A 13,219-nucleotide genomic window follows, 5' to 3' on the forward strand; every position below is an offset into this window, starting at 1 on the left:
TGGTCAGTGGTCGTAGGCGACCAGTGCGCGGGTGAGGGGCTGCTGGTGGTGCGGTTGTGCCAGATCGCGCAGGTCTTCGCCAGGATGCGTTGGCCGACCCGGACGGCGACGCCCGTGAGGGTACGGCCACCGTGCTGTTCCAGGCCGAGTTGGTCCTTGAGGGTGTCGATGAGGACGTCGCCAACCTGCTCACCCAGGCAGAGCGGTGTGCAGCGTGAAGCGCCTGTCCATCGCCGACCTCCTCGTGATCGTCGCACTGGGGGCCGCTGGCGGTGCACTGTCCTTGGCGCCCTGTCCACGCTGGCCCCGCTGGCGTTCGGCGGCGGCGTCCACCTCTACATCGTCATCGCCCGGCACATGCGCGGCGAAGACGCCGAAACCCGCCCGCGGACCACGACGCCGAAGTACAACGACCCGACACTCTCCAGGCTGGACCGCCTCGACGAACCGCCGGCCGTCCAGACCGAAGCGGTCCGGTTCGCAGCCGCCGGACCGGTCCACACGGAACTGCTCGCCACGGACCGGACCAAGGTCACCTTGCAGAAGACCACCAACGGACCCACCGGACCAGCGCAAGCGGAGCCCGGTCCGGTCCGCGAGGGCGGTTCGGTGCAGGACCCGTCTGGTCCGGTCCGCGAAGGTCAGGCTTGTCCGGTTCGCTGAGGGGGACCGTCGCAGACCCGGTCCGGTCCGTCCGGGTGCTCCGGAGGGCAACCCGTCTGGACCGGACGCGGACCCGGAGTTCCGGTCTGGTCCGTGCGGCTAGGACACCATGCCGAGCAGCACTCAGTGCGACCAGGCCGTCCACCTCATGCGCCACCTGATCACGTACGGGCACGTCACCACCGCTTGACGTCAGCCCGGCGGCGGCTGGCTCGTCCGTCGGGACGACACCGGCCCGGTCATCAGCCTCGTCAGCACCGAGGAGGCCCTCGACTTCGCAGTCGACACCCTGCCGCACGCGCGCCGATCGGGCCTTCAGCGGGGCGGGATGGCGGCTTGAGCACGCCCGACGAAGCGGCCGGTGCGGGCACACCGCCTGATCTCCGCGCGGGAGCAAGCTATACCAATCGTCAGCCTTTCAGGCTGACGATTGGGCTTGACTCCGCCCCAGGGGTAGCGGAGGGCATCCCGCGCCGGGGGCGCTGGACGAGAATGTCGGGGCCTACCGACGGCTGAGGGCGTCGAGATGAGGCCGGCCGACCTCGACCGCAGCCTTGGTCACCGGGGCCCCTGGCGGAGATAGCACAGGTCCGGCGATTTTTCACTCTCCTTGATGCGGGCAACGTCGAGTCTGACCACCAACGCCCCAGCGCAGGAGTTCCGTGCTCCGCAGACGCACTGGAGCCCCGAGAAGACAGAGCTACCCATGGAGAACCGTGCCTCCACCGAGTGATGAGACCGGCGACGGCTTCGCCGCCCGTACCCGCCGCGACGCAGACTGCCTGCCCCGGCGTGTCGGCCCGCTGCCCTCTCACGTCGAAGTCCACTGGCACGTCCGAACCTGGACGCCGGGCGAACGTGTGCGACTGGCGAGGATCGTCTTCGAAGATCTCCTCGAAGGGCTGACCGGGAAGGAGGAAGCCGCAGGCGGGATTGTTGACGGTAAATCAACTCCGCCCGGTGGAAGCCAAGACGGGCGTATGCTGCCTCCAGTCATGGGTGACCCCGGCGACGCGCCAACGTCCCGGGGTCTGGCCAGTCTGGGAGGACTGACATGCGCAAGAATGTCATATCCGCGATCGACGTCACGTGTCAGCGGACGGGCGCCTCGCTCCGGGCCGTCGGTTACTTCCGTGTCAGCACGGAGGAGCAGGCCAAGGGTTACGGCATCGCCTACACCCAGAAGCGTGTCACCAAGTACGTCGGCAAGAAGGGCTGGGACTACGTCCGGTCCTACGCCGACGAGGGCTACAGCGGCAGCCTGGACCACACGCAGCGACCCGACCTCAAGAGCCTGATGGAAGACGCGCAGCGCGTCCCCAGGCCCTTCGATGTCGTGGTCGTCTCCGAGGAGCGCGCGATCGGTCGGCGTGACCGGGCCTTCTGGCCATGGGTGTGGAAGCTCGAAGACCTCGGCATCCTCGTGGCCATCGTCAAGGGCGACTACGACAACACCACTGAAGAAGGCCGCTCGCGCATGCGCAAAGCGCAGGACGCGGCTGAGGACGAGCGTGTCGTCATCCGCGACCGGACGCAGGGCGGGGTCCAGGAGAAGGCGGAATCCGGAGGCTGGCCTGGTGGGCCTGCTCCCTACGGCTGGAGGATCGACAACCAGGGCAGGCGGGGTGAGAGCCGTGCTGTCCTCTTCACAGGTGACGAGCGCAGTCCCCACTCGCTGTTGCACCGAGCCCGCAACCTCCTGGTCCACGAGCGGATGACGTGCGGTCAAATCGAGATCCTCTACGAGTCTGAGGGGATCCCCGGTCCCAACGGCGACAACTGGCCCAAAGGCTGCCTCCGGCACATCCTCCACGGACAGGCGGTCCAGGAGTCGCGTCGCCTCTTCCGCGACCCGGGGAATCCGCGTTGCGAGTCGACGCCGATGGCGACCCCGTGTTCGGCGAGACCGTTGAGATCCCGCTCGACCCCATGTTCACCCCTGAAGAGCTTCAGGAGCTCAACCAGGCGCTCGCGCGCACCGGCCAAGGCCCCAGGCTCCGGGAGAGCGACGAGATCCACCCGTTGTCCATACACGTCTTCGGCCTCTGCGGGGCCCACTACACCGGGGCCACCCAAGGCCGTGCCCGCCGACGCCGCTACCGATGTGCGGGAAACCGGCAGCGGGACCGCCGCGTGCCGAAGTGCGGTTGCAAGAGCCTCGACGCCGAACTGATCGAGGGACGCGTCTGGAGCGAGGTCTGCGACCTGCTCTCCAGCCCGGAGAAACTGCTGTCCCTGGCCGAGGAACTCCTCGACATGACCAAGGCGTCCGGCGTCGACTACGCGGCTCGGATCGAGGATCTCGACTCGCAGATCGAGGAAATCGATACGGCGCTCGGCATCACCGTCGCCACGACCGCTCGGCAGGCAGCACGGCGCAAGCTTGGTCCCCAAGCGGCCAAGGAGTTCACCGAGCGTGCAACACGCCCGCTGGAGAAGGAACTTGCTGAGCTGGAGTCACTCCGGGAGCAGGCGGCGGCCTGGCAGCAGGCCGCAGAAGCGCAGGTGGCCCGGGCCCAGGACCTCCAGCGGCTCGCCGAGAAGGCGGGAAGCCGGATGTACTCGATGAGCCTCAGCCAGCAGCAGGAGGTCTACGGCCTTCTCGATCTGCGCGTGACCGTGCTGGCGGACGGCACGAGGCGAAGGGTGCGGTCCGACGACACCGTCGTCGGCTGGTTCCGCGCCCGGAACGCGGACGTGCCGATCCTAACCGACGCCGCCTGGGAGCGCGTCGCCCCGATCTTCGAGGGACGCCCCGGCCGGAAGGCGAAGGTCGGCCCCCGCGCGTATCTGGAGGCGATCCTCACGAAGGCCCGCACGGGCTGCGCTTGGTCCGCCGTCCCCGGAGGTCAGTCGATCTATCACAAGTGGTCGACGAGCGGCCTGTGGGACCGGCTCATGGAGGCTCTGGCGGACCTCCCGGGGACTCCCGTCGCCCAGGGCGCGGCGCTGCCGCCCCTGCAGATCGAGGGTCGCGTCGACCCGCGGCTCCTCATTGGGAACGATTCGGTACCTGCGGAAGAGGACCTCAAGACATCGTCGGCCCGCCCGATGTAGGTGATGTAGCCGTCCGCGTCGCGGGAGCCGATGTCGCCGGTGCGGTAGTAGCCGCCGGCCATGGCCTCGGCGGTGCGCTCGGGGTCGCCCCGGTAGCCGGTCATCAGGCCGACCGGGCGCTCCCGGGTCAGGTCCAGGCAGATCTCGCCCTCGTCGCCCGGGACGCCGGTGACCGGGTCCAGCAGGGCGATGTCGAACCCGGGCGAGGGGCGGCCCATGGAGCCGGGCTTGAGCGGCTGGCCGGGGCTGTTGGCGATCTGCACGGAGGTCTCGGTCTGCCCGAAGCCGTCCCGGATGGTGACCCCCCAGCAGCGGCGGACATGCTCGATCACCTCCGGGTTGAGCGGTTCCCCGGCGGCCACCGCGATCTGCGGCGGGGTGGCAAGGCGGCCCAGGTCGGCCTGGATCAGCATCCGCCAGACCGTCGGCGGGGCGCAGAAGCTGGTGACGCCGCACCGCTCCATCTCGGCCAGCAGCCGGTCCGCGTCAAAGCGGCTGTAGTTGTGGATGAAGACCGTCGCCTCGGCGTTCCACGGGGCGAAGACATTGCTCCAGGCGTGCTTGGCCCAGCCCGGCGAGGAGATGTTGAGGTGCACATCGCCGGGGCGCAGCCCGATCCAGTACATGGTCGACAGATGGCCCACCGGGTACGAGGTGTGGGTGTGCTCCACCAACTTGGGGCTGGCGGTGGTGCCGGAGGTGAAGTACAGCAGCAGGGTGTCGTTGGCGGCGGTCGGGCCGGTGGGGGTGAAGCCGGACGGCGCGGTGTAGGCGTCCGCGTACGGCAGCCAGCCGGTGGAGGCGGCGGAGGCAGAGGCGGACGCTGCGGTCGGGTCGCCCACCGCGATGCGGGTGTAGTCGCCCGGCACCTCGGCGAACCTGCCGGTGTCGGCGGAGCGGGCCACCACAAACCGGCCGCCGCCGCGCTCCACCCGGTCCCGCAGGTCGGCGGGGCCGAGCAGGGTGGTGGCGGGGATCACCACGGCCCGCAGCTTCATCGCGGCCAGCAGGGTCTCCCAGAGCTCGACCTGGTTGCCCAGCATCAGGATGATCCGGTCACCCGGCCGCACCCCCTGCCCGGCCAGCCAGTTGGCGACCCGGTCCGAGCGGTCGGAGAGGTCGGCGAAGGACCAGCGCTGCTCGGAGCCGTCCTCCTCGACGATCCGGAGCGCCGCGCCGTACAGGAGGCCGTGGTGGCGGCCCGCCGCTCGGGGCTGGCCTAGGGTACTGGAGAGTGCCGATGCCGCCCGTTCTGTACCCGAGGCAGGGAGAGACCGCCATGACCGCACCGCGCCCGCCGCTCCCGCCGTTCACCGAGGAGACCGCGCTGCTGAAGGTCCAGCTCGCCGAGGACGCCTGGAACAGCCGGGACCCGGAGCGGGTGGCGCTCGGTTACACCGAGGACTCCGCATGGCGCAACCGCGACGAGTTCATCAACGGCCGGGAGGAGATCATCGCCTTCCTCACCCGCAAGTGGCAGCGCGAACTCGGCTACCGGCTGCGCAAGGAGCTCTGGTCGTACACCGGCAACCGGATCTCGGTGCGCTTCGAGTACGAGTGCCATGACGCCGACGGCCAGTGGTTCCGCTCATACGGCAATGAGCAGTGGGAGTTCACCGAGGACGGCCTGATGGCCAGGCGCTACGCCAGCATCAACGACCTGCCCATCGAGCCGCATGAGCGGCGCATCGCCACCGACGGCTGACCGTACCGGCCCCGGAGGCCGCTGACGGGCCGTAGGCTCGGGGCCGTGGCCCATGTACTGAGCAGCCGTGTCCTGCTCCGCCCCACCGACCTGGAGCGCAGCCGCGCCTTCTACCGCGACGACCTCGGGCTGGAGATCTACCGGGAGTTCGGGACGGGCCCCGAGCGGGGCACCGTGTTCTTCCTCGGCGGCGGGTTCCTGGAGGTGTCGGGGCACTCGGATGCGCCCGCCTCCCCCGGCGTGCGGCTCTGGCTCCAGGTCGCCGATGTGCGGGCGGTCCACCGGGAGCTGGCCGGACGCGGGGTGGCGGTGGAGCGCGAGCCGGTACGGGAGCCGTGGGGGCTGCTGGAGATGTGGATCTCCGACCCGGACGGGGTGCGCATCTGTGTGGTCGAGGTCCCTGCGGACCATCCGCTGCGGCACCGCCCCTGAGCGGACCCGGGCCGCTCGGGGCAGCTCGGGGCCGCTCGGGGCAGTGCCGCGCCTTACGCCTCCTCGGCGGCTCCCTGGCGCAGCCCCGAGGACCACTTCTCCTCGATCCGGCCGTACCGCCACACGGCCAGCGCCACCAGCCAGGTCAGGACGAAGAGGCCGACGATGGCATAGCCGACCAGGTTGAGGTCCAGCTCGGCGATCCAGCCGATCACGCCGCCGCTGATGTCCAGCTTCTCGGACAGCAGGCCGACCAGCTCGATCCCGCCGATGACAAAGGCCACGGCGACCGAAAGACCGGTGATGGTGATGTTGTAGTAGACCTTGCGCACCGGCTTGGAGAAGGCCCACTCATAGGCGAAGTTCATAAACGAGCCGTCGATGGTGTCCAGCAGGCTCATCCCGGCGGCGAAGAGCACCGGCAGGGTCAGCAGCGCGTACCAGGGCAGCTGGAAGGCGGCGGCGCCGCCGGCCAGCACCAGCAGCGAGACCTCGGTGGCGGTGTCGAAGCCCAGGCCGAAGAGCAGGCCCACCGGGTACATGTGCCACGGCTTGGTGACGGCGCGGGTGACGCGGCCCAGGATGCGGTTCATAAAGCCGCGCTTGTCCAGCTGCGCCTCCAGCTCCGCCTCGTCGTAGTCGCCGGTGCGCATCCGGCGGAAGACCTTGAGGATGCCCGCCAGCACACCCAGGTTGATCAGCGCGATCAGCATCAGGAAGACACCGGAGACGGTGGTGCCGATCAGCCCGGTGGTGCGTTGCAGCGCCGAGCCGTCGTCCTCGACCTGTCCGGCCAGGGTGCGTACGCCGAAGGCGAGCAGCGCGCAGAGGCCGAAGACCACGGAGGAGTGGCCCAGCGAGAACCAGAAGCCGACCGAGAGCGGGCGCTGGCCGTCGGCCATCAGCTTCCGGGTGGTGTTGTCGATGGCGGCGATGTGGTCGGCGTCGAAGGCGTGCCGCATGCCCAGGGTGTAGGCGGTGAGGCCCATCCCGGCGCCGAAGACGGCTCCGCCGACGTTGTGGTGCTGCGGCGCCACGATCGCCAGCAGGGTGAACCAGCCCGCGACATGGAGCAGCAGGATGAAGCCGCCCATGGCGCCCAGGCGCGTCCACTCCTGCCGGGAGAGACGGCCGCGCGGGCCGCTGCGGGCGGCGGGGGGCGCGGCGGGCGGCGCACTGCTGGTCGTCATCGGGGTCCTCACTCCTCTGTGGCTCCGCTGGGGGGCCGGTGCGGCAATCCGACAATATTTCCGCCAGAAGGGCTTAACTGCAAGTCATTCGCAGCAGCGATACCGAGGCGGTCACTCGCCGGCGTCGTCGCGCAGCCGTCGTCCGACGGCGCCGAGCCCGTCGGCGAGGACGGCGAGCTGGTCGCGGGTGAGGTGGTCGATCAGCAGTCGGCGGACCAGGGCGACATGGCCGGGGGCCGCTGAGTGCAGCGTGCGGCGGCCCTCCTCGGTGAGGACCGCGAAGATCCCGCGCACATCGGTGGGGCAGGCGCGGCGGCGGACCAGGCCGGCCTTCTCCAGCTGGGTGACCTGGTAGGTGAGCCCGCTCTTGGAGGTGAGCAGGGCGTCCGCGAGCTCGGTCATCCGCAGCTCACCGCCGGGGGCGCGCTCCAGCCGGACGAGGATCTCGTACTGGGCGTGGGAGAGCCCGGCCTCCTCCTTGAGCTGCTGCTCGATCCGCCGGTTCAGCAGCGCTCCGGCCGCGAGAAAGCCCTCCCACGCCCTCATCTCGTCGTCGTCCAGCCATCTCGTCTCACCCATGGCCGCCATCGTACGCGGTTGTTCCAATTCGAATCACAAGGTACCGTCGAAATGAAAGTTCAGATCTGAACAACTTTGCGGGCGCTGCTGCCGCCGCCGGGAAGGACCCCACCATGACCACCGTCGCGCCCGACCGGACGACGCCCGACCGGATGCCCGTGCTCTACCTGTCGCACGGCGCTCCCCCGCTCGCGGACGACCCGATCTGGCCCGGCGAGCTGGCCGCCTGGTCCGCCGGACTGCCGCGCCCCACGGCGATCCTGATGGTCTCCGCCCACTGGGAGGAGGCCCCGCTGGCGCTCGGCGCGACCAGCACCGTGCCGCTGGTCTACGACTTCTGGGGCTTCCCCGAGCACTACTACCGGGTGGCCTACCCGGCGCCGGGCGCCCCCGAGCTGGCCGAGGAGGTCCGCAAGCTGCTGCGGGCCCCCGGCACCCCGGTCCAGGACATCCCCGACCGAGGGCTGGACCACGGCGCCTATGTACCGCTGGTGGAGATGTTCCCCGGGGCCGACATCCCGGTGCTCCAGGTGTCGCTGCCGACCCTGGACCCGCAGCGGCTGATGGAGCTCGGGCGTCGGCTCGCCCCGCTGCGCGACCAGGGCGTACTGATCGTCGGCAGCGGCTTCTTCACCCACAACCTGCGGGCGATCAGCCCGGACGGCCGAGTCCCGGGCGTGATGGCCGAGTTCGACGACTGGGGCCGCCGGGCACTGGAGGCCGGCGATGTGGACGCGCTGCTGGACTTCGAGCGCAAGGCACCGGCCGGGCGGCTGGCCCACCCGCGCACCGAGCACTTCGCCCCGCTCTTCGTCACCCTCGGCGCCGGCGCCGACGAGCTGGCCTCGCAGCGCGCCGTGATCGACGGCTTCTGGATGGGCCTCGCCAAGCGGTCGATCCAGATCGGCTGACCCAGAGGACCGGCTGCGGGACGACGACCCGGACTCCGTACCCACCATGGACAGCCTGGCGGGCTGCTGACGCTCAGTCCTCCCGGCCGGACCAGCGGGCCCAGTCGCCGGGCGTGTCCACATCGTCCGGCACCGCGACATCCCCGCACTCGACCAGCAGCAGGTCGGCGGCGTGCGCCGCCAACAGCTCCCGCGCGCCCCGGTCGCCCCGGGCGGCAGCCGCCGCCTCGGCGAAGTGGCGGGCGCCGATCAGCACCGGGTGGCCGCGCCGACCGCCATAGGACGCCACCGCCAGCTCGGCGCCCGCCCGGTGCGCGGCCAGCAGCCGGGCCACCGCCGGAGCCGTGATCCCCGGGGTGTCCACCAGCATCACCAGCGCGGCCGGGCAGCCGGAGGGCAGCGATGCCAGCCCCGCCCGCAGCGAGGACCCCATGCCGTCCGCCCACCCCGGATGGGCGACCACCGTGCAGCCGGTCAGGTCGGCGGCGGCAGCCACCTGCTCCCGGGCCGCGCCCAGCACCACATGCACCGGCGCGCAGCCGCCGTCGCGGACCACCGCCACCGCATGCTCCAGCAGCGGTCGGCCCCGGTACTCCAGCAGCGCCTTGGGCCGCCCGCCCAGCCTGCGCCCGGCACCGGCCGCCAGGACCAGCGCGGCCACCCGGGGCGGTGATGTCTGCATCCCTCCAGCCTGCCACCGCCGCCCGGCGGCGGCCCCCGGACGGTTCTGACAGCGCGTCACCACGGCCGTCACCACCGCCGCCACTACCGCCGCCGCCACCGCCGTCACCACCGCTCCGCCGCGAGGTCTGCGCGGCCGGGTCCGGCGGCGCCGGGGCGGGGTCTCCGCAGTGAGTTCCGTCACCGGCCACCGCGCGCTCCCCGCCACCGCCTTGACGTGCCGTTATCCATTTGGTCTGCTGATCGGCGGACACCGCCCCGCGACCCGCCGGAGAGACCTGTGCGCAAGAGCCGCCCCGCCATATCCGCGACCACCGTGCTCCTGCTCGCGCTCACCGGCTGCTCCTCCGCAGTCGACGCCGGGAAGCTCCTCCCCCCGCCGCCCCCATCGACGGCGTCGTCCTCGTCCGGCGGCGGCTCCACGGCCCTCGGCACCAACCCGCTGGACAACCCGGACGGCACCAAGCCCGGCCTCGGCCCCATCACCTCCGCACAGGACCTGGCCAAGGCCCGCGAGCTGATCGCGCGGGTACGCACCGCGGGCAAGGGGCCCAAGACCGGCTATGAGCGGTCCAAGTTCGGCTACGCCTGGAGCGACGCCGTCGACGGTGTGCCGCTGGGCCGCAACGGCTGCGACAGCCGCAATGACATGCTCGCCCGCGACGGCCGCAAGCTGACCCACAAGCCCGGCTCCACCTGCATCGTCACCTCGATGACGATCTACGACCCGTACACCGGGCAGACCGTCGCGTGGACCAAGGAGCACGCCTCCAAGGTGCAGATCGACCATGTGATGCCGCTGTCGTACGACTGGCAGATGGGCGCCTCGCACTGGGACGAGACCAAGCGGAAGCAGATCGCCAACGACCCGCTGAACCTGCTCCCCGCCGACGGCTCGCAGAACGCGCAGAAGCGGGACTACGGCCCGGCCTCCTGGCTGCCCGCGAACAAGGCGGTGCGCTGCTCCTATGCGGTCAGGTTCGCGCAGGTCTCGCTGAAGTACGCGCTGCCGGTGACCACGGCGGACAAGAAGGTGATGCTGGCGCAGTGCGGCGGTTGACCGGCGCGTGCTACCGGCGGAGGAGCCGATCCCTGAGAGCTCCCTGAGAGTTGCCGCAAGCCCTGCCGCGCGCCGTGCCGATCGGGGAGCATGGGGGGTGAGCACCCTGCCCCGAGCCGATCGGACGGTACGCACGATGTCCGGAACGCCGACACCCGACGAGTCCGCAGCCTCCGGAGGCTTTGGAACCTCCGGAGCTTCCGGAGCTTCCGGAGCCGAGGCCACGCCGCCCACGGCCAAGCAGGTCCGCTGTCCGGCCTGCCGGCGCGAGCACCTGTACCAGCCGCCGCTGCTGCCCTGCCGGTGCGGGGCCTCGCTCAAGGTGCCGCTGCTGCGCGGCGGGGTGCCGGTACAGGTGCGCTTCCGGTCGTGGGAGGACTCCTGGCTCGCCATGCGGTGCCCGAAGTGCGGACGGTCCGAGCAGTGGCCGCAGCCGGAGTTCACCTGCAACTGCGGCGCCACGGTACGGCTGCCGGTTGACCCCACGCCTCGGGTCGGCTCCTCCCGACCCGGCCCGGGACCGCATCCTCCCTCGGGGCCTCCCCCGATGCCGCACGGGATGCCCCCGGGCGGGCTGCCGTACCCGCTCCCCCGCTCGGCCACGGCCTGGCGGGCGCCGTTCCGGCCGCAACCGGTGCGCACCTCGGAGGACGCGGTGATGGCGGCGGCCCGCTTCCTGGAATGGCTGGGATTCGACGGTCTGGAGCTCTCCGAGGCGCAGGAGCGGGACGGCGTCTGCCTGCTGGGCCGGCGGCTGGTGGCCCAGGTGGACGTCTGGACCGAGCCGGCCGACCTGCGGGCCGTGGAGATGCTCTGGCTGGCCACCCTGCACGCGGAGGAGTCGGTGGCCGCGATGTTCACCCTTGCGGGCTACTCGCGGGAGGCCCAGGTTCGCGCCGAGCAACTGCTGGTGGCCCTCTTCACCCTGGACCCGGCGGGGCTACCGGAACCCGCCAATGGCGCGGCCGAGACGCTGGTACGTACCGGCGCGACCTCCTGAACGGACAACCCGCAGGTCGACGCGGTGTCAGCAAATCGGGCACGTAAGTGATCTGGCGCACAAGCGCGTCCTCATGTTGAAATTCCGCAACGGCGATCCTGGTGCCGGACACCGCGCACGAGGAGGTGGCGTTGTCGGAGCACGAAGCAGCCCCGGTCGGCCCGTGGCGGGCGCGTACGCGGGCACCCGCCACCGGTGATGCGGTGTGGCGGCTGCGTTCGCGCGCCTGCTGGGCGGAGGCGGCGGAACTGCTCGCGCCGCTGGCCGGGCGGGACCCGTGGGCCGCGCTGCGGCGTGCGGAGCTGCTGATCGAGCAGTGCCTCTACACGGCGTCCGGCTGGGAGGCGGCGGAGACGGCGCTGCGGCAGTGCGAGGCTGCGGCGCGGAGCCCAGAACAGCGGGCCGCCGCCGCGTGCGAGCGGGGCTTCCTGGCCTATGCGGCGACCCTGCTGGGCGTCCGGGACCGGGCCGACGAGGCCAAGGCGGCGCTGGGCCGCACCTCGGCGATGCTGGCCCCCGACGCCCCCGGTCGGCCGCTGCTGGACTTCCGCCGAGGGCTGGTCGCGGAGAACCTCCAGCACGACCCGGACTCGGCGCGGACCGCCTACCGGCGGGCCGACGAGGGCGCGTTGGAGCGGGGCGACGACCTGCTGCGCTCGCACACCTGCCGGCATCTGGCCGGGCTGGCGCTGGCCGAGGGGGACCGGGCGGCCGCCCGGGAGGGGTTCACCCTTTCGCTGCGGCTGCGGGAGCAGATGGGGTTCACGGTGGGGATGGCCCCGGCGCTGGCGTCGCTGGCGGAGGCGTCCGATCCGGCGGAGGCGATCAGGCTGCGGGCGGAGGCGGCGCGGCTGGTCGGCGCGCTGGGCGGGGTGCCGGTGTGGCTGGCGGCGCGGCTGAACGGGAACGGCCGGTCATATGTGGTCGGCGGGAGGGGAAACCTCGGCGGGAGGGGCGCGGGGGCATCCGACGGCAAGGTCAGCTAAGGTTAGCCTTACCTGCCAGAGCTGTTGTCCCTTCGACCGACAGGTCCCCGTACCATGCACGTCGCCAGCAGCACCCTGCCCCTGCCCGCCTCCGGTGTCCGCCCCTGCGCCGACGCATACCGGCGTCTGGCCCAGGTCTTCCCCGGACTGCGGGTGGAGCTGGCCGCGTCGCGCTCGGGCAGCGGCTGGACCAGGGTCGCCGACCTGGTCGGCGACCCCGCCGTGCTGGGGGAGCTGATCGCGGCCGAGGAGGCACGGGGCCTGGCGGAGTACGGCGAGCCGCTGCGGCCGGATGTCGCGGCCAGCTTCTGCCTGCACCGCTACGCCTGGCCGGTCTGCCTGCTCTTCAGCCTGCCGTGGTTCCTGGAGCGCCGGGTGCCGAGGCTGCCGGTGGCGGCGGTCTCGGTCAACCGGGACGCCGGCCGGATGACCGCTGCGGTGGAGTCCTTCGCCTGCCTGCCGGACGACCCGGCCGCCGGCCTGCCGGGCGCCCGGGTGGTGGCCGACGAGGCGGCGCTGCGGGCCGAGCTGCTGGCGGCGGTCGCCGAGCACCTGGAGCCGGTGCTGACCGCGTTCCGGCCGCGACTGCGCCGGGGCCCGCGCACCCTCTGGGGGATGGCCACCGACGAGCTGGTCGAAGGGCTCTGGTACCTGGGCAGCCTGCTGGGCGAGGAGGAGCGGGCGGCAGCGGAGCTGTCCGCGCTGCTGCCGGGCTCCACCCCGCCGTTCGCCGGAGGGGCGGACTTCCGCCACCTGGACCAGGGGCCGGACCGGGCGCCGATGCGCACCCGGACCCGGGTGAGCTGCTGCCTGTACTACACGGTGCGGCCCGCCGAGGTGTGCTTCAGCTGCCCCCGCAACTGCGGCCTCACCCGGGCTGATCAGTAGGACAAGAGGTCTCGAAAGTCCCCCGCAATGGTGGATTGACACCGAATCGCCGGTACGGACGCGGATC

At 71.7% G+C, this 13,219-nt stretch carries 12 protein-coding genes and 3 pseudogenes; 10 read left to right on the top strand and 5 right to left on the bottom strand.

The features are described from left to right. Nucleotides 1-3: 3 nt before the first annotated feature. Nucleotides 4-167 (bottom strand): annotated as a pseudogene (locus C7M71_RS33340) (IS982 family transposase); the annotation flags it as partial. A gap of 190 nt (nucleotides 168-357) precedes the next feature. Between C7M71_RS33340 and C7M71_RS05405 the strand changes: the two are divergent. The 3 genes and pseudogenes from C7M71_RS05405 (at nucleotide 358) to C7M71_RS05415 (ending at nucleotide 3,720) form a co-directional block, all read left to right on the top strand. Continuing rightward, a complete protein-coding gene (locus C7M71_RS05405; protein WP_162824067.1) occupies nucleotides 358-663 on the top strand; it encodes a hypothetical protein in 306 nt (101 codons plus the stop codon). Nucleotides 664-1,717: 1,054 nt separating this feature from the next. After that, nucleotides 1,718-2,224: pseudogene (locus C7M71_RS31475) on the top strand (recombinase family protein); the annotation flags it as partial. A 368-nt stretch (nucleotides 2,225-2,592) separates the two neighbouring features. Beyond that, nucleotides 2,593-3,720, top strand: coding sequence for a transposase (locus tag C7M71_RS05415; RefSeq protein WP_111489355.1), 1,128 nt, complete (start codon nucleotides 2,593-2,595; stop codon nucleotides 3,718-3,720). Here C7M71_RS05415 and C7M71_RS31480 read toward each other — a convergent pair. Next, nucleotides 3,651-5,009 (bottom strand): annotated as a pseudogene (locus C7M71_RS31480) (AMP-binding protein); the annotation flags it as partial. The gene C7M71_RS05415 and the pseudogene C7M71_RS31480 overlap by 70 nt on opposite strands. On the opposite strand from C7M71_RS31480, the gene C7M71_RS05425 reads away from it, so the two are divergent. Both C7M71_RS05425 and C7M71_RS05430 read left to right on the top strand, forming a co-directional pair. Further along, nucleotides 5,000-5,425 (top strand): nuclear transport factor 2 family protein, encoded by a 426-nt coding sequence (locus C7M71_RS05425; RefSeq protein ID WP_111489357.1) that lies wholly within the window; start codon nucleotides 5,000-5,002, stop codon nucleotides 5,423-5,425. The pseudogene C7M71_RS31480 and the gene C7M71_RS05425 sit on opposite strands and share 10 nt — an antisense overlap. A 45-nt stretch (nucleotides 5,426-5,470) precedes the next feature. Continuing rightward, on the top strand, nucleotides 5,471-5,857 hold the full coding sequence (locus C7M71_RS05430) for a VOC family protein (RefSeq protein WP_111489358.1): 387 nt from the start codon (nucleotides 5,471-5,473) through the stop codon (nucleotides 5,855-5,857). Nucleotides 5,858-5,910: 53 nt separating this feature from the next. On the opposite strand, the gene nicT is transcribed toward C7M71_RS05430, so the two are convergent. Together nicT and C7M71_RS05440 are read right to left on the bottom strand one after the other, a co-directional pair. Then, nucleotides 5,911-7,047 (bottom strand): Nickel transporter NicT, encoded by a 1,137-nt coding sequence (gene nicT / locus C7M71_RS05435; RefSeq protein WP_111489359.1) that lies wholly within the window; start codon nucleotides 7,045-7,047, stop codon nucleotides 5,911-5,913. A gap of 111 nt (nucleotides 7,048-7,158) precedes the next feature. After that, entirely contained in the window at nucleotides 7,159-7,626 is a 468-nt protein-coding gene (locus C7M71_RS05440) for a MarR family winged helix-turn-helix transcriptional regulator (RefSeq protein ID WP_111489367.1), read from the bottom strand. A gap of 113 nt (nucleotides 7,627-7,739) precedes the next feature. Here C7M71_RS05440 and C7M71_RS05445 point away from each other — a divergent pair, with 113 nt between their 5' ends. Beyond that, nucleotides 7,740-8,537, top strand: coding sequence for a dioxygenase family protein (locus C7M71_RS05445; RefSeq protein ID WP_111489360.1), 798 nt, complete (start codon nucleotides 7,740-7,742; stop codon nucleotides 8,535-8,537). Between the two features lie 73 nt (nucleotides 8,538-8,610). On the opposite strand, the gene C7M71_RS05450 is transcribed toward C7M71_RS05445, so the two are convergent. Next, on the bottom strand, nucleotides 8,611-9,219 hold the full coding sequence (locus C7M71_RS05450; protein WP_175607635.1) for a nucleotidyltransferase family protein: 609 nt from the start codon (nucleotides 9,217-9,219) through the stop codon (nucleotides 8,611-8,613). Between the two features lie 279 nt (nucleotides 9,220-9,498). On the opposite strand from C7M71_RS05450, the gene C7M71_RS05455 reads away from it, so the two are divergent. From C7M71_RS05455 to C7M71_RS05470, 4 genes are all read left to right on the top strand, one after another. Next, nucleotides 9,499-10,278: an HNH endonuclease family protein gene (locus tag C7M71_RS05455; RefSeq protein WP_111492388.1), complete on the top strand. Its 780-nt coding sequence runs from the start codon at nucleotides 9,499-9,501 to the stop codon at nucleotides 10,276-10,278. A gap of 136 nt (nucleotides 10,279-10,414) precedes the next feature. Continuing rightward, nucleotides 10,415-11,278: a hypothetical protein gene (locus C7M71_RS05460; protein ID WP_229758554.1), complete on the top strand. Its 864-nt coding sequence runs from the start codon at nucleotides 10,415-10,417 to the stop codon at nucleotides 11,276-11,278. 131 nt (nucleotides 11,279-11,409) lie between these two features. Continuing rightward, nucleotides 11,410-12,264 (top strand): hypothetical protein, encoded by an 855-nt coding sequence (locus C7M71_RS05465; protein ID WP_407675864.1) that lies wholly within the window; start codon nucleotides 11,410-11,412, stop codon nucleotides 12,262-12,264. Nucleotides 12,265-12,318: 54 nt separating this feature from the next. After that, a complete protein-coding gene (locus C7M71_RS05470; RefSeq protein ID WP_111492389.1) occupies nucleotides 12,319-13,152 on the top strand; it encodes a (2Fe-2S)-binding protein in 834 nt (277 codons plus the stop codon). Nucleotides 13,153-13,219 lie beyond the last annotated feature (67 nt).

This window comes from Peterkaempfera bronchialis (assembly GCF_003258605.2).
In the GTDB taxonomy this organism is placed as follows: domain Bacteria; phylum Actinomycetota; class Actinomycetes; order Streptomycetales; family Streptomycetaceae; genus Peterkaempfera; species Peterkaempfera bronchialis.